Below are 14,732 nucleotides of genomic sequence, written 5' to 3'. Positions count from 1 at the left end.
ATCAGCGGCAGGGCTGACCGGGATTGAAGATCGTCACGTCGCGGACGATCTTGCCGTTCCTCACGGTAAGGAAATCCGCCAGCGTCATCGTGCCGCCGGATCCCAACGCCTTGCTGTGCGCGGTGAACAGGACTGCGACACGCTCGCCCTCGACGACCCAGTCGGTCGCCTCGACCGTCAGATCGGGCATCGCCTTGATCAGCGCTTCATGGCCACGCCGCACGGGTTCGGGGCCGATCGACGGCTTGCAGCTGTCCGACGCAATCACCACGGCATCGTCGGCGTAGAGGCTTGCCAGCCCTCCAGCATCGTGGCGATTGATTGCGGCCAGCGTCGCCTCGGCGACGGCGCGCGGGCCGGTATCGACGGCAGCCGCCATCATTGCGAGCGGTAGCAGGATCATCGATCTCTCCTTCGCGTCGCATGCTGCGTCGATCGTGCCGGCCGGTCAACGCCCACGAAAATGCCCGCCGGGATCACTCCCGACGGGCATCCTTTCCTCCCCAGGAAACTCTCCCGTTCAGCCGCCGACCCGGCCGAGCCGGTGATACAGCGCGCTGATCCGCGACATCCGAACATCATCCTCGCCGACCTTGGCGATCAGCGTGGCGAGCGCCTCCTTCATCAAGGCGAAGTCCTCGGTCGAGAAAACCGCACGGGCACGATGGGGTTCGGTCATCACGCAGCCTCCTTGCTGAATTGCGCCGCCTCGGTCGATTCGCCGAGCGCGGTGGTCGAGCTCGCGCCGCCGGCAACCGCCTGGGCGACGAGATCGAAATAGCCCGTGCCGACCTCGCGCTGGTGGCGCGTGGCGGTGTAGCCATTGGCTTCGCTGGCGAACTCGGCCTGCTGCAGCTCGGAATAGGCCGCCATGCCGCGATCCTTGTAGCCGCGCGCCAGCTCGAACATGCCGTGGTTGAGGCTGTGGAAGCCGGCCAGCGTGACGAACTGGAACTTGTAGCCCATCGCGCCGATCTCGCGCTGGAACTTGGCGATCGTCTCCTTGTCGAGCTTGGCCTCCCAGTTGAAGCTGGGCGAGCAGTTATAGGCCAGCATCTTGTTGGGATATTGCTTCTTGATCGCCTCGGCGAAGCGGCGCGCATCGTCGAGATTGGGGTAGGAGGTTTCCCACCACAACAGATCGGCATGCTCGGCGAACGCCAGCCCGCGCTTGATGCAATGGTCGACGCCGGTCCCGTCCTTGAGGCGGAAAAAGCCTTCGGCCGTCCGCTCGCCGGTCAGGAACTCGTGATCGCGCTCGTCGATGTCCGACGTGATCAGCTTGGCGCTCTCCGCATCGGTGCGTGCGCAGATGATCGTCGGCACGCCCGACACATCGGCGGCGAGCCGCGCGGAATCGAGGTTGCGGATATGCGCCTGGGTCGGGATCAGCACCTTGCCGCCGAGATGGCCGCACTTCTTCTCGCTGGCGAGCTGGTCCTCATAATGCACCCCCGCGACGCCGGCGGCGATATAGGCCTTCATGATCTCGAAGCAGTTGAGCGGCCCGCCAAAGCCGGCCTCGGCATCGGCGACGATCGGCGCGAACCAGTCGCGCGAGGCGCCGCCTTCCGAATGCTCGATCTGGTCGGCACGCTGGAGGGCGTTGTTGATCCGCCGCGCCAGGTCCGGGCCGGCATTGGCCGGGTAGAGCGACTGGTCGGGATACATCGCACCGGCGGTGTTGGCATCGGCGGCGACCTGCCAGCCCGACAGATAGATTGCCTTGAGGCCCGCGCGGACCTGCTGCATCGCCTGGTTGCCGCTCATCGCGCCGAGCGCGTTGATGTAATCCTCGCTCTTGAGCAGTTCCCACAGCCGGTTGGCACCGCGCCGGGCCAGCGTGTGCTCGATCGCGACCGATCCGCGCAGCTTCGCCACGTCGGCCGGGGTATAGGGACGGGTGATCCCGTCGAAACGGCCGGTGGGGGCGGGGACCAGATCCTCGAAAGTCATTGTCGCGTCCTTTACACTGCGATGCGTTTGCTGACGCTCGGATCGACGAAATTCCGCGCATGAGCCAGCCTTATCGCCCACAATCCGGGTCGGGCTGTCGGCTCACGATGGCCGGTTGATGCAATGCTGTAACTAATTTACAAGTTTGGGCTAGATCCACGGCACGAGCATGACGATGGCGGAAGGCAAGATACTGGCGGGGCATGCGGTCAGGCGGCTGCGGCGTCAGGCCGGGCTGACCCAGGCGGCGATGGCCGAGATACTGGCGATCTCGCCAAGCTATCTCAACCTCGTCGAACGCAACCAGCGGCCGGTTTCGGCGACCTTGCTGGTGCGCCTCGCCGAGCGCTTCGACTTCGACCCGCGCAGCCTCGCGGCCGGCGAGCCCGGCGGTGGTGCGGCGGCGATCCGGCGGCGCCTCGCCGACCCGATGTTCGCCGACCTCGAAATCGATCGCAACGAGGTCGAGGACTGGCTCGCCGCGGCGCCCGGCGGCGCTGAGGCCTTTGCGCGGGTGTTCGATCGGGCCGGGGCAGGGACGGTGGTCGACGCGGTCGCCGACCCGGTGGCACTGGTGCGGCGCGAGATCGAGCGCTGGCGCGGCCATTTCGCCGATCTCGACGCGGCCGCCGAGGCGCTGGCCGACGAATTGCGGCTCGGCGCGGGCGATTTGTACGGCGCGATCGCCGAGCGGTTGCGCGTCAAGCACAGCCTCGCGATCCGCGTCCTGCCGGTCGACGTCATGCCCGACATGCTGCAACGGCTCGATCTTCACGCGCGGCAACTCCAATTATCCGAGACGCTCGACCCGGCATCGCGCACCTTCGCGGTGGCGACGCAGCTCGCGCTGATCGAGGTGCGCGGCGAGATCGAAGCGTTGGCGCGCGGCGCGGGTTTTGCCGAGCGCGCGACCGAGCGGCTGTTCCGTCGCCATCTCGCCAGCTATTTCGCGGCCGCGCTGATGATGCCCTATGCCCGTTTCCTGCGCGCCTGCGAGAGCACGGGTTACGACATCGAGCTGCTCCAGCGCCGTTTCGGCGCCGGCTTCGAGCAGGTCGCGCATCGCCTGACCACGCTGCAGCGCGTCGGTGCGCGCGGGCTGGCCTTCTTCATGGTGCGGATCGATCGCGCCAGCCAGGCCTCCAAGCGCTTCTCCGGCGCGAGCGGCGCGGCGCTCGCCGAGGCCGAGGGGCGGTGCCCGCTCTGGCGCCTGCACGCGGCGTTCGACCGGCCCGGCAGCCTCGTCGTCCAGCTCGTCGAGCTCGAGGATGGCGCGCGCTGGCTGACCATGGCGCGCACCGTCACCCCGCAGGGGCGGCGCTATGGCGGCGTGCCGGCGGAGTTCGCCGTCGGGCTCGGGGTCGCGGCCGACCAGGCGCGCACGCTCGCCGTGGCGCGCGGGGTCGATCTGGCGGGCGAGGCGATGCCGGTCGGGCTTGGCTGCCGGGCCTGTTTCCGCGGCGAATGCCCACAGCGGTCGGTGGCGCCCGCCGGCCGCGCGCTGACCGTCAGCGATCGCGAGCGGCGGCTGTCGGCCCTGACCTTCGCCGGGGATTGATCGGGCGGCGCGGCCCGCTACAGCGGCGCTCCGGGCCGAGCACAGGGGCGCAGATCATCGACCGCGACATCGCCACGACGACGTTTCTTCGGCTGGGCGATTTCGCCGTGCCACGCTGGGTGATCCTGACGCTGGTCGCGCTCGCCGCGCGGGCGGTGACCTTCGGCAATCCGGTGCTGCATGTCGACGAGCAATTCTATTTTGCCGTCGCCGACGCGATGCGCCACGGCGCGCTGCCCTTCGTCGATGTGTGGGACCGCAAGCCCGTCGGCCTGTTCCTGGTCTATCTGCCCGCTGCGATGCTCGGGCCCGTCATCGGCATCTGGGCCTATCAGGCGCTCGCGCTGCTGTGCGTCGTGCTCACCGCCGTGATGATCGCCCGACTGGCCGAGCGCGCCGGCTGGGGACGCGGCGCGCTGGTCGCGGCGATCCTCTATATCCTGTGGCTGAACGTCGCCGACGGGCAGGGCGGGCAGTCGCCGGTCTTCTACAACCCGCTCGTCGCCGGGGCGATGCTGCTCGTGCTGCCGCGCCCGGGCGAACCCTGTCGCCCGCGTGCGATCGGGCTCGCGGCGATGGCGCTGATCGGCCTGTCGCTGCAGATCAAATATTCGACCGTGTTCGAGGGGATCTGGATCGGCCTGATCCTGTTGTGGCGTGAGTGGCGCGCCGGTCGCGCGCTCGCCGCGGTGCTCGGCTACGGCGTCGCACTCGTGCTCGTCGCGCTCCTGCCGACCCTCGCCGCGGCGGGGGTCTATGCCGCGCTCGGCCAGGAACAGGCGTTTCTCTACGCCAATTTCATCTCGGTGCTGCAACGCCGCCCCGACAGCTGGCAGGAAAGCGGCAGCAATTTCGTCCTGCTCGTGCTCAGCATCCTGCCCTTGATGGCGGCGGCATGGGCCGGGCGCCGGATCGGCGCGCAAGATACCGCACGCAACGAGGTCCGTCGCTTCCTGCATGGCTGGCTGATCGCGGCAATCGTCGGTGTGCTGTTGTTCGGGTCGTACTTCAATCACTACGCCCTGCCGCTGCTGGTCCCGGGCTGCGTCTGCGCGGCCGCGTGGTTCGGGGAGGGCCGGCGCGGTCAACGCATCGGCTGGGCGCTGGCCGCGATCGTCGCTCTGGTCGGCCAGGCGATCGTGATCGACGACATCCACAAGCGTGGCAGTACGGCCGAGCTGCGTGCGCTCGCAGCGACGGTGGGTAGCGGGCCGGGCTGCCTCTACATCTTCTCGGGCGACACGATGCTCTATCCCGCGACCGGCCGATGCAGCGAGACGCCCTATCTCTTCCCCAGCCATCTCGATCGCGAGCGCGAGCAGGGCGCGATCGGCGTCGATCAGGTCGCCGAGGTGCGCCGCATCTTCGCCCGTCGCCCGGCGGTCGTGGTGATGCGCCCGCCCTATAAGGGCGAGCGCTCGGAGATGCGCGCGCTCGCGGTCCGCCTGCTCGCCGAAGGCGGTTACCGCCGGACTGCGACCCGCCCGCTCGGTAGCCAGCGGATCGAAATCTTCACCCGCTGATCAGGCGCCCGCGACGTCGAGCCGCTCGAGCTGCCCGGCATCGAGCACCAGTCCCCTCGCCGGCAGCAGCTCTTCGAGCTGCGCCACACTCGTCGCGCTGGCGATCGGCGCGGTGATCCCCGGCTGTCCGGCGAGCCAGGCGAGCGCGATCTGCGCCAGCGTCGCGCCGGTCTCCTCGGCGATGGCGTCCATTGCCGCCAGCACGCGCGTGCCGCGTTCGTCGAGATACTCGCTGACCCGGCTGCCGCGCACGCTCTTGCCGAAATCGTCGGGACTGCGATATTTCCCGGTCAGGAAACCGGCCGCGAGCCCGAAATAGGGCACCACGCCGATATTATGCTCGACGCAATAGTCCTGCAGTTCGCCCTCGAAGCTGTGCCGTCGGATGAGGTTATATTCGGGCTGCAACGCCTGATAATGCGGCAGTCCGGCCGCGCGTGCCGCCTCGTTGGCGGACTTGAGCCGCGCGGCGTGGAAGTTCGACGCGCCGAGAACACGTACCTTGCCCGCCGCCACCAGCTTGCCGAACGCCTCCAGCGCCGCTTCCTGCGGCGTGTCGTCATCGTCCTGATGCGCGAAATACAGGTCGATGCATTCGACGCCGAGCCGCCTCAGCGACGCCTCGCACGCCGCCGCGATCCGTGCCGGCGCAAGCTTCTCGCCGCCCTCGCCGGGTAGCATCCCAACCTTGGTCGCGATCAACACCTTGTCGCGCTTGCCCGAGGCCTTGAGCCATTCGCCGATCATGCTCTCGGACTCGCCGCCCCGATGGCCCGGCGCCCAGGCCGAATAGACGTCGGCGGTGTCAATCATCGTCCCGCCGCCGGCGACGAACGCGTCGAGCACGGCAAAGCTCGCCGCCCGGTCGGCGGTCCAGCCGAAGACGTTGCCGCCCAGCACCAGCGGGGCGATGTGGAGGTCGGACGATCCGAGCCGGCGGAGCATGGTCACTGGTTGTTCCCGTCACTGTCTTCATCGCCGTCATCGGCGCTGTTGCTGTCGACCGCGTTGACCTCCATGCTGTTGGCATCGAGCATCGCCGCGGCGTCGCTGAGTTGCTTGTCTTCGCTCGCCGTCGTCGCGCCCGGCTGGCGCTCGCCATGGCAGGCGGCGAGCAGCACCAGCGGCACGGTCAGCACGGCCAGTACCGTACGGCGCATGCTATTCCTCGATCTCATTGCCCATGTCGCGCATTGCCTGGCCGGTCTTCTGCTTGGCCTTGCCGGTGGCATTCTGGACAGCTGCCGCGCCGTTGTCGATCATCGCCTCGCCCGAGCCGAAGGCACGGTCGGAAGCCGCCTCGGTATCGTTGGCGGCCTCGACCATCGTCGCGTTTGCGTCGGCGGCGATCGTGTCGGCCGCCTGGGCGGTCTCGTTCTGCGCCTTGGGGCTGCAGCCGGCGATGGCGATCAGGGCAAGGCCGACGAGCGGCAGGGTGAAGATCGTGCGCATGGGGGAGTACTCCGTGGCTGGGGTGGGCGCGCCGTTTCGGTGGCGGCAACGCTATCGAACCCGCCAAACGCGCGCAATCGCCTTCGGGTCCGCCGATCCGACATTGACCTCATATAAAGATATCTTTATATCGTGATGTGACATGGCAATCGCACTCGATATCTTTCGCGCCCTCGCCGATGCGACACGGCTTCGCATCATGGCGCTGTTGCGCTCGATGGAGCTGTCGGTCGGCGAACTCGCGCAGGTGCTGGGGCAAAGCCAGCCGCGCGTCTCGCGCCACGTGAAAATTCTTTGCGACGCCGGCCTGGCCGAGCGGCGCAAGGAAGGCAGCTGGGTGTTCGTCGCGCTCGGCGCCGCCGCGCGGGTCGAGCCTGTGCTTGCGGCGCTCGACAGTTGGGCGGTGCAGGAGCCCGATCATTGGCGTCTCGCCGACGCCGCACGGCTCGCTGCGGTGCGTGCCGATCGTGCCTCGGCGGCGGCGGGCTGGTTCGAGGCCAATGCCGGCCAATGGGACGCGATCCGCTCGCTCCACATCGCCGAGAGCGAGGTCGAGCAGGCGATGGGCGCCGTGCTGGGCGACGACAAGGTCGGCCAGCTGATCGACATCGGCACCGGCACCGGGCGCATGCTCGAACTGTTCGCCGGCCGTGCCGAGCGCGCGCTCGGCATCGACCGCAGCTCCGAAATGCTCCGCCTTGCCCGCGCCAAGTTGAGCGAGCGCGGCCTCGCCAATGCCGAGCTGCGCCAGGCCGATCTCTACGCTTTGCCGCTCGCCGATGGCGCGGCCGATGTCGCGATCATCCACCATGTGCTGCACTTCGCGCAGCAGCCCGGCGCGGCGATCGCCGAGGCGGCGCGCGTCCTCGCGCCCGGCGGGCGCCTGCTGATCGTCGATTTCGCGCCGCATGAGCGCGAGGAACTGCGCACGCGCGACGCACATGCCCGGCTCGGCTTTTCGGACGATCAGATCTCGGGCTGGTTCAGTGTCGCCGGGCTGGTCGCGGCGCGGACCGAGACGCTCAAGGGCAGCGAATTGACGGTGAAATTGTGGCTCGGGCGCAAGCTTGGGCCAGCGTTGCGTGAGGTGAAGGCGGCATGAGCATTTCGATCCCCCAGCTCGAGGAAGCGCGCCGCGCGCTCGATGCGCCGCTCTACGCCGATGTCGGCGGCGACATCGCGCTGAGCTTCGAATTCTTCCCCCCCAAGACCGACCGGATGGAAGAGCAATTGTGGGAGGCGATCGGCGCGCTTGCGCCGCTCGCGCCGCGTTTTGTTTCGGTGACCTATGGCGCGGGCGGCTCGACCCGGGAGCGCACCCACGCCACCGTCGCGCGCATTGCGCGCGAGACCGGGCTAGCTGCGGCAGCGCACCTGACTTGTGTCGAGGCGACGCGCGAGGAAATCGACGCTGTCGCACGTGAGTATTGGGACGCCGGCGTCCGTCACATCGTCGCGCTGCGTGGCGATCCGCCCGTGGCGGGCACCCGCTACGCCCCGCATCCGGGCGGCTATGAGAATGCCGCCGCGCTCGTCGCGGGTCTCCGCAAGCTGCACCCTTTCGAAATTTCGGTCGCGGCCTATCCCGAGGCGCACCCCGATGCCGCGAACAAGGCGGCCGATCTCGACAATCTCAGGCGCAAGCTCGATGCAGGGGCGAGCCGGGCGATCACGCAGTTCTTCTTCGAGCCCGAGACCTTCTTCCGCTTCCGCGACGATGTCGCGGCTGCCGGCATCAAGGCCGAGATCGTGCCCGGCATCATGCCGGTGACCAATTTCGCCGCGATAAAGCGCATGTCGGCGATGTGCGGCACGGCGGTGCCGAGCTGGCTCGGCCGGCTGTTCGACGGACTCGACGACCATCCAGGCGCGCGCCAGCTGGTCGCCGCGACGATCGCCGCTGAACTGTGCCGCAGGCTCTATGCCGGCGGCGTGCGGCATTTCCACTTCTACACCCTCAACCGTGCCGAGCTGAGTTATGCCATCGCGCATCTGCTCGGCGTGCGCGGCCAGGGTCTGGCACAAGAGGCAGCGGCATGACGCCACGTGAACGATTGATCGCGGAAAGCGCGAAACGCATCCTGATCACCGACGGCGCGTTCGGCACCGAGATCCAGAACTGGAAGCTCGCCGAGGCCGATTATGCCGGCGATCTCGGCCTGACGCACGACCAGAAGGGCAATAACGACATCCTCGCGCTGACCCGGCCCGACGTGCCCGAGTCGATCACGCGTGCCTATTTCGACGCCGGGGCCGACATCGTCTCGACCAACACCTTCTCGGCCAACATCATCAGCCAGGCCGATTATGGGGCGGAGGCGCTGGTCCGCGACATCAACCTCGCCTCGGCGCAGATCGCGCGCGGCCTTGCCGACCACTATGCCGCGAAGGACGGCCGCCCGCGCTTTGTCGCCGGTGCGATCGGCCCGACCAACAAGACGCTGTCGCTCAGCCCCGACGTCAACGATCCCGGCTATCGCGAGATCGACTTCGACCATCTGAAGGGCGTCTATCGCGAGCAGATCGATGCGCTGGTCGAGGGCGGGGTGGATTTCATCCTGATCGAAACGGTGTTCGATACGCTCAACGCCAAGGCCGGCATCATGGCCGCGATCGAGGCGGGCGAGGCGCTCGGCCGCGACCTGCCGATCATGCTGTCGATGACGCTCACCGACCTGTCGGGCCGCAACTTGTCGGGCCATACCGTCGAGGCCTTCTGGCATGCCGTCCGGCATGCGCGACCGGTGACGATCGGGCTCAATTGTTCCTTTGGTGCCGAGCAGTTGCGCCCGCATGTCAAGACACTGTCGCAGATCGCCGACACGCTGATCATGGTCTATCCCAATGCCGGGCTGCCCAACGAGCTCGGCGCCTATGACGAGATGCCCGAAACCACCGCCGCGCTGGTGCGCGACTGGGCCGATGCCGGCCAGGTCAACATCCTCGGCGGTTGCTGCGGCTCGACCCCGGCGCACATCAAGGCGATCGTCGATACAGTCAAGGGTGTCGCACCGCGCAAGCCGGTCACGCCGGAGGTGCGCACACGCCTCGCCGGCCTCGAGCCGATGACCATGGCGGCGTAACTTCTTCTCCCTCTCCCCTCCGGGGAGAGGGTTGGGGAGAGGGGCCGCCGCATACGCTCCGCTCCCTTACTGCCCCTCTCCCCGACCCTCTCCCCGTCGGGGAGAGGGGGAAAGAACAAGATGACCACCGCCAACACCTCCTCCTTCGTCAATATCGGCGAGCGCACCAACGTCACCGGCTCGGCGGCGTTCAAGAAGCTTATCATGGCCGGCGACTATCCCAAGGCGGTCGAGGTCGCGCGCCAGCAGGTCGAGAACGGCGCGCAGGTCCTCGACGTCAACATGGACGAGGGGCTGCTCGACTCGCAGGAAGCGATGGTCACCTTCCTCAAGCTGATCGCTGCCGAGCCCGATATCGCGCGCATCCCGTTCATGATCGACAGCTCGAAATGGTCGGTGATCGAGGCCGGGCTGAAATGCGTCTCCGGAAAGCCAATCGTGAACTCGATCAGCATGAAGGAAGGCGAAGCTCAGTTTCTGTCTCAGGCACGCAAGTGCATGGCCTATGGCGCCGCGGTGGTCGTCATGGCGTTCGACGAGGTCGGCCAGGCCGATACCAGGGAACGCAAGGTCGAAATCTGCGAACGTGCCTACAAGCTGTTGACAGGTATCGGTTTTCCGCCCGAGGACATCATCTTTGATCCCAACATCTTTGCCGTAGCGACCGGAATCGAGGAGCATAACAACTACGCCGTCGACTTCATCGAGGCGTGCAAGGAGATCAAGGCGCGCTGCCCGCATGTCCACCTTTCGGGCGGCCTGTCGAACCTGTCGTTCAGCTTCCGCGGTAACGAGCCGGTGCGCCGCGCGATGCACTCGATCTTCCTCTACCATGCGATCCCCGCCGGGCTCGACATGGCGATCGTCAATGCCGGTCAGCTCGACGTCTACGACACGATCGACCCCGAGCTGCGCGTTGCGTGCGAGGATGTCGTGCTCAACCGCGATCCCGAGGCCGGCGAGCGGCTCGTCACGCTGGCTGAGCGTTATCGCGGCACCGATGCCGTGGCCGAGAAGGCGGTGCAGGAATGGCGCGGCTGGGAGGTCAACAAGCGGCTCGAATATGCCCTGGTCAGGGGCATCGACGCGCATGTCGTCGAGGACACCGAAGAGGCCCGGCTCGGCTTCAAGCGCCCGATCGAGGTCATCGAGGGGCCGTTGATGGACGGCATGAACGTGGTCGGCGACCTGTTCGGATCGGGCAAGATGTTCCTGCCGCAAGTCGTTAAAAGCGCACGCGTTATGAAGAAGGCGGTGGCGCATCTGCTGCCCTTCATCGAGGCCGAGAAGCTGCCCGGCGCGCGCGGCAAGGGCAAGATCGTCATGGCCACCGTCAAGGGCGACGTCCACGACATCGGCAAGAACATCGTCGGCGTCGTCCTGCAGTGCAACGGCTTCGACGTGGTCGATCTTGGCGTCATGGTGCCATGGTCGAAGATCATCGCCGCGGCCAACGAGAACGACGCCGACATGATCGGCCTGTCGGGCCTGATCACACCGTCGCTCGACGAGATGGTCACCGTCGCCGAGGAAATGAAGCGGCTCGGCATGACCATGCCGCTGCTGATCGGCGGCGCGACCACCTCCAAGGTCCATACCGCGCTGCGCATCGCACCGGCCTATGATGGCCCGGTCGTGCATGTGCTCGACGCCAGCCGTGCCGTCGGCGTCGCCTCGACCTTGGTCAGCGATACGCAGCGTGACGCGTTCGTGCTCAAGACCGCCGACGAATATGAGGCGGTCCGCAAGGCGCGCGAGGGCAACAAGCAGAACGACCTGCTGCCGCTCGCCGCCGCACGCGCCAACGGCTTCAAAACTGATATGGCATTGAAGGCACCGACGCCGCTGCGCCCGGGCGTCCACCGCTTCAACGCCTGGGATATCGCCGACCTGCGCGATTACATTGATTGGACGCCGTTCTTCCGCGCTTGGGAACTGGCCGGCAACTACCCCGCGATCCTCGAGGACAAGGTCGTCGGCGAGAGCGCGCGCGGCCTGTTCGCCGACGCGCAGGCGATGTTGGACCGCCTCATCGCGGAGGGCTGGCTCACCGCGCGCGGCGTCGCTGCGCTTTGGCCATGCCGCCGTGACGGCGATGATATCGTGCTCGACGATGGCGTGCGCTTGCCCTTCCTGCGCCAGCAGATCGCCAAGCGCGAGGGCCGCCCCAATATGAGCCTCGCCGACTTCGTCGATCCCGCCGGCGACTGGATCGGCGGCTTCGCGGTCGGCATTCACGGCATCGATCCGCACATCGCGCGCTTCAAGGCCGACAATGACGATTATTCCGACATCCTCTTGAAGGCATTGGCCGATCGCCTCGCCGAGGCCTTTGCCGAGCGCCTCCACCTCCACGTCCGCACCGATCTATGGGGCTATGCCCCCGATGAGCAGCTGACCAACGAGGCGCTGGTCAAGGAGCAATATCGCGGCATCCGCCCCGCGCCGGGATACCCCGCGTGCCCCGAGCACAGCCTCAAGGGCGTGCTGTTCGACCTGCTCGACGCCGGCGAGAATGCCGGCCTCGAACTGACCGAGAGCTTCGCCATGCTGCCGACCGCGGCGGTGTCGGGCTTCTATTTCGGCCACGCCGAGGCGAGTTATTTCGGCGTCGCGCGCATCGGCCGCGACCAGGTCGAGGATTACGCCACACGGCGCGGGGTCGATCTGTCGACGGCAGAACGCTGGCTGCGACCCAATCTCGACTGAGCTTCGCCCCGCGCGACCTGACCCGCCCCTATCCGTCATGCCGGACTTGTTCCGGCATCCACCGTGCCTCGCGCGCTATCGCCACTGTTTGCGCGCATCCCAGCCTCGAAGGCTGAGCCCTTCGTCGCGCCAGGCAGCCAGAGCCACGGATCGGCGATCACTGCGTGATTCAACCTGATGGCGCGCGCCCCCAAAGTCGCCGCCGCCGCGCGCCGTGCGCCCGGTTGTTTCTCATCGTTGGACTATTGTGCGCCGCGCGAACCCCTGTTCCGCGCCTGTTATCGCGGAGCATTCGCTTGTTATGGGTCTTGTTACCGCACTTGTTATCTCCAACACGGACCTCTCGATAGTGTCTTGAAATAACAAGATTAATGGTCACTGGCGCGATCGATTCCGCCGCAAAAAGTGTTTTACAGGGAATAACAGGGCGTATCAGGGCCGATCGGTTGGAGCTTTCCGCGAGTCCGCAGCGTCGCATTCAGGCGCTTCCCACCGCCAGATCGCCCGACACGGCAGCGTCATCGACCGTGTCGACAACCCGCGCCAGTGCGGTCAGCGCCGCGACATGGTCGCGAAACGCCGTCCGCCCGGCGCGGGTCAGCGAGACCCAGGTGCGCTGGCGTCCGTCCAGCGCCGCCTTGCGCAGCCGGACATATCCCGCCTCGTTCAGCGCCGCGAGGTGCTTCGACAGCACCGAATCGCTGACGTCGGCGGTCGTGCGCAACATCGCGAACTCGGCGTCCTGCACCCCGGCGAGCACCGCCATGATCTGCAGCCGGGCAGGGGCGTGGATCACCGGATCGAAGGTCAGTCGCGCTGTCACGCGGTCAGTCCCATCTCGCGGCGAAAAACGCGCTGCCACAGGATGCTGGCATAATAGCCGATGATCGTGGCGACCGCGCCGGTCGCCAGTGGCCCCCACCACAGGCCGCGATACCGCACCAGCATCACGCCGCCGAAATAGAGCGCGAGAATGATCGCCAGCATCAGGAAGGTGAGCGGGCGCGTCCGTCCGGCGCGATAGCCGTTGATGAACATCCCCGTCCGCCGCCGATCCCAGCGCACCACGAGCGCAACGCCGATCAGCAAGACGCCTTCCGCCAGCAAGGCATAGAAGGACGGCAGCGCCGGTGTCGCGACGAGCCCGCCCATCAGCACGGCGAAGGCGAAATGGTGCTGCGGTGGGCAATCGGCGGCGAGTGCGAGCCGCGCCTGCGACGCGCGCATCGCGGCCAGCGCTTCGGCGGCTTCGGTGGAAGAGGGCTGCATGACGATTCTCCAGTTTCCAATATGGAAAGTAATGCCGGTCACTTTCCGAATCGTCAAGTGATTATTTTCCATTGTGGAAAGTGATCGTCCGGGCGGCCTGTTAAAGCGGCGCTCACGCGCACCGGAACGGGACATCCGGCGCCACGGCTAAGCCCCTGACGTGTCGGATCGCGCGATTAACCGTCTTCGCGGCTTCCCCTCCGTCACCTCCCGGAGGCAGGCAGGGGCAAAGGAACCGTCTTATGCGCCGTACCCTCCCGCTCATCGCCCTCGCGCTCGCCGCCCCCGCCGCCGGCCAGCAGCAACGCGCGCCCTTCACCATCGCCGAGACCGGCGAGGGCTTCGCGACGGTCAACGACGCGGTGCAGTCGGTGCGCATGGGCAAGGCGACGATCATGATCGCGCCCGGCGTCTACCATCAGTGCACCGTGCAGCAGGGCGGCGACATCACCTTCAAGGCGGTGACGCCCGGCACGGCGATCTTTGAGGGCACAGCGTGCGAGGGCAAGGCGGCGTTCGTGCTCCGCGGGCAGCGCGCGACGATCGACGGGCTGGTGTTCCGCGGCATCCAGGTGGCGGACGGCAATGGCGCGGGCATTCGCACCGAGATGGGCGAACTGTTGGTGCGCAACGCGATGTTCCTCGACAGCCAAGAGGGCATCCTTGGCGGCGAGCCGACCGGCCAGCGCATCACGATCGACCATTCGACCTTTTCGGGGCTCGGCCAGTGCGACCAGACGCCCGACTGCGCGCACGCCATCTACCTCGCCAATCAGGGCTCGGTGACGATCACCAATTCGCGTTTCGAGCGCGGCACCGGTGGCCACTATGTCAAGCTGCGCGTGCCGCACGTCACCATCGTCGACAACAGCTTCGATGATACCGCCGGGCGCAAGACCAATTACATGGTCGATCTGCCCGAGGGCGGCACCGGCTCGATCACCGCCAATACCTTCGTCCAGGGTCGCAACAAGGAGAACTGGACCGGCTTCATCGTGATCGCGGCCGAGCATCAGAACTATTCTGCGGCCGGTCTGCGGGTCGGGGGCAATGTCGCCAGCCTCGCGCCGGGCGAGACGCGCAGCCCGGCGTTCGTCGCCGACTATAGCCACGAGAAGCTGGCGCTCGGCAACAACCGCCTCGGTGCCGGCATCCGCCCCTTCGAGACGCGCTGAGGCAGCG

At 67.2% G+C, this 14,732-nt stretch carries 15 protein-coding genes; 7 read left to right on the top strand and 8 right to left on the bottom strand.

Translation table 11 applies throughout. The features are described from left to right. Position 1: 1 nt before the first annotated feature. The 3 genes from U1839_RS14075 to aceA form a co-directional block, all read right to left on the bottom strand. Complete coding sequence (locus U1839_RS14075) at positions 2–403, bottom strand: nuclear transport factor 2 family protein (protein WP_332804236.1); 402 nt, start codon at positions 401–403, stop codon at positions 2–4. Between the two features lie 117 nt (positions 404–520). After that, on the bottom strand, positions 521–679 hold the full coding sequence (locus tag U1839_RS14070) for a hypothetical protein (protein WP_332804235.1): 159 nt from the start codon (positions 677–679) through the stop codon (positions 521–523). Continuing rightward, positions 679–1,956, bottom strand: a complete 1,278-nt coding sequence (gene aceA / locus U1839_RS14065) for an isocitrate lyase (RefSeq protein ID WP_332804234.1) — start codon at positions 1,954–1,956, stop codon at positions 679–681. Before aceA ends, U1839_RS14070 begins: the two co-directional genes overlap by 1 nt. Positions 1,957–2,131: 175 nt before the next feature. On the opposite strand from aceA, the gene U1839_RS14060 reads away from it, so the two are divergent. Together U1839_RS14060 and U1839_RS14055 are read left to right on the top strand one after the other, a co-directional pair. Next, entirely contained in the window at positions 2,132–3,514 is a 1,383-nt protein-coding gene (locus U1839_RS14060) for a helix-turn-helix domain-containing protein (RefSeq protein WP_332804264.1), read from the top strand. Further along, entirely contained in the window at positions 3,511–5,037 is a 1,527-nt protein-coding gene (locus U1839_RS14055) for an ArnT family glycosyltransferase (RefSeq protein WP_332804233.1), read from the top strand. The genes U1839_RS14060 and U1839_RS14055 overlap by 4 nt, the downstream gene beginning before the upstream one ends. Here U1839_RS14055 and U1839_RS14050 read toward each other — a convergent pair whose 3' ends face one another. Genes U1839_RS14050 through U1839_RS14040 form a run of 3 tightly spaced genes read right to left on the bottom strand, consistent with a single transcriptional unit; the run spans position 5,038 to position 6,489 of the window. Next, entirely contained in the window at positions 5,038–5,988 is a 951-nt protein-coding gene (locus U1839_RS14050) for an aldo/keto reductase (protein ID WP_332804232.1), read from the bottom strand. Beyond that, entirely contained in the window at positions 5,985–6,197 is a 213-nt protein-coding gene (locus tag U1839_RS14045; RefSeq protein WP_332804231.1) for a hypothetical protein, read from the bottom strand. Before U1839_RS14045 ends, U1839_RS14050 begins: the two co-directional genes overlap by 4 nt. A gap of 1 nt (position 6,198) precedes the next feature. After that, on the bottom strand, positions 6,199–6,489 hold the full coding sequence (locus U1839_RS14040) for a hypothetical protein (RefSeq protein WP_332804230.1): 291 nt from the start codon (positions 6,487–6,489) through the stop codon (positions 6,199–6,201). 142 nt (positions 6,490–6,631) lie between these two features. Here U1839_RS14040 and U1839_RS14035 point away from each other — a divergent pair, with 142 nt between their 5' ends. The 4 genes from U1839_RS14035 (at position 6,632) to metH (ending at position 12,281) form a co-directional block, all read left to right on the top strand. Further along, positions 6,632–7,591: an ArsR/SmtB family transcription factor gene (locus U1839_RS14035; RefSeq protein WP_332804229.1), complete on the top strand. Its 960-nt coding sequence runs from the start codon at positions 6,632–6,634 to the stop codon at positions 7,589–7,591. Continuing rightward, a complete protein-coding gene (gene metF, locus U1839_RS14030; RefSeq protein ID WP_332804228.1) occupies positions 7,588–8,529 on the top strand; it encodes a methylenetetrahydrofolate reductase [NAD(P)H] in 942 nt (313 codons plus the stop codon). Before U1839_RS14035 ends, metF begins: the two co-directional genes overlap by 4 nt. Next, entirely contained in the window at positions 8,526–9,572 is a 1,047-nt protein-coding gene (locus U1839_RS14025; RefSeq protein WP_332804227.1) for a homocysteine S-methyltransferase family protein, read from the top strand. Before metF ends, U1839_RS14025 begins: the two co-directional genes overlap by 4 nt. A gap of 120 nt (positions 9,573–9,692) precedes the next feature. Then, the gene (gene metH / locus U1839_RS14020; RefSeq protein ID WP_332804226.1) at positions 9,693–12,281 is read left to right on the top strand and encodes a methionine synthase; all 2,589 of its coding nucleotides are present in this window, start codon (positions 9,693–9,695) and stop codon (positions 12,279–12,281) included. A 478-nt stretch (positions 12,282–12,759) separates the two neighbouring features. Here metH and U1839_RS14015 read toward each other — a convergent pair whose 3' ends face one another. Both U1839_RS14015 and U1839_RS14010 read right to left on the bottom strand, forming a co-directional pair. After that, a complete protein-coding gene (locus U1839_RS14015; protein WP_332804225.1) occupies positions 12,760–13,104 on the bottom strand; it encodes a transcriptional regulator in 345 nt (114 codons plus the stop codon). Continuing rightward, on the bottom strand, positions 13,101–13,550 hold the full coding sequence (locus tag U1839_RS14010; protein ID WP_332804224.1) for a hypothetical protein: 450 nt from the start codon (positions 13,548–13,550) through the stop codon (positions 13,101–13,103). The genes U1839_RS14015 and U1839_RS14010 overlap by 4 nt, the downstream gene beginning before the upstream one ends. A gap of 242 nt (positions 13,551–13,792) precedes the next feature. On the opposite strand from U1839_RS14010, the gene U1839_RS14005 reads away from it, so the two are divergent. Then, positions 13,793–14,725: a right-handed parallel beta-helix repeat-containing protein gene (locus tag U1839_RS14005; protein WP_332804223.1), complete on the top strand. Its 933-nt coding sequence runs from the start codon at positions 13,793–13,795 to the stop codon at positions 14,723–14,725. Positions 14,726–14,732: the final 7 nt, after the last annotated feature.

Origin of the sequence: Parasphingomonas halimpatiens, assembly GCF_036663795.1 — a bacterium.
Classification (GTDB): domain Bacteria; phylum Pseudomonadota; class Alphaproteobacteria; order Sphingomonadales; family Sphingomonadaceae; genus Sphingomonas.
The sequence above is the reverse complement of the archived record's forward strand: the minus strand, read 5'-3'. Positions and strand labels throughout refer to the sequence as shown.

What these genes read in the sequence shown, in the direction of transcription:
- metF (WP_332804228.1), top strand. Translation starts at nt 7,588, where the DNA reads ATGAGCATTTCGATCCCCCAGCTCGAGGAAGCGCGCCGCGCGCTCGAT.
- metH (WP_332804226.1), top strand. Translation starts at nt 9,693, where the DNA reads ATGACCACCGCCAACACCTCCTCCTTCGTCAATATCGGCGAGCGCACC.
- U1839_RS14025 (WP_332804227.1), top strand. Translation starts at nt 8,526, where the DNA reads ATGACGCCACGTGAACGATTGATCGCGGAAAGCGCGAAACGCATCCTG.
- U1839_RS14070 (WP_332804235.1), bottom strand. Translation starts at nt 679, where the DNA reads ATGACCGAACCCCATCGTGCCCGTGCGGTTTTCTCGACCGAGGACTTC.
- U1839_RS14040 (WP_332804230.1), bottom strand. Translation starts at nt 6,489, where the DNA reads ATGCGCACGATCTTCACCCTGCCGCTCGTCGGCCTTGCCCTGATCGCC.
- U1839_RS14010 (WP_332804224.1), bottom strand. Translation starts at nt 13,550, where the DNA reads ATGCAGCCCTCTTCCACCGAAGCCGCCGAAGCGCTGGCCGCGATGCGC.
- U1839_RS14005 (WP_332804223.1), top strand. Translation starts at nt 13,793, where the DNA reads ATGCGCCGTACCCTCCCGCTCATCGCCCTCGCGCTCGCCGCCCCCGCC.
- aceA (WP_332804234.1), bottom strand. Translation starts at nt 1,956, where the DNA reads ATGACTTTCGAGGATCTGGTCCCCGCCCCCACCGGCCGTTTCGACGGG.
- U1839_RS14035 (WP_332804229.1), top strand. Translation starts at nt 6,632, where the DNA reads ATGGCAATCGCACTCGATATCTTTCGCGCCCTCGCCGATGCGACACGG.
- U1839_RS14060 (WP_332804264.1), top strand. Translation starts at nt 2,132, where the DNA reads ATGGCGGAAGGCAAGATACTGGCGGGGCATGCGGTCAGGCGGCTGCGG.
- U1839_RS14045 (WP_332804231.1), bottom strand. Translation starts at nt 6,197, where the DNA reads ATGCGCCGTACGGTACTGGCCGTGCTGACCGTGCCGCTGGTGCTGCTC.
- U1839_RS14075 (WP_332804236.1), bottom strand. Translation starts at nt 403, where the DNA reads ATGATCCTGCTACCGCTCGCAATGATGGCGGCTGCCGTCGATACCGGC.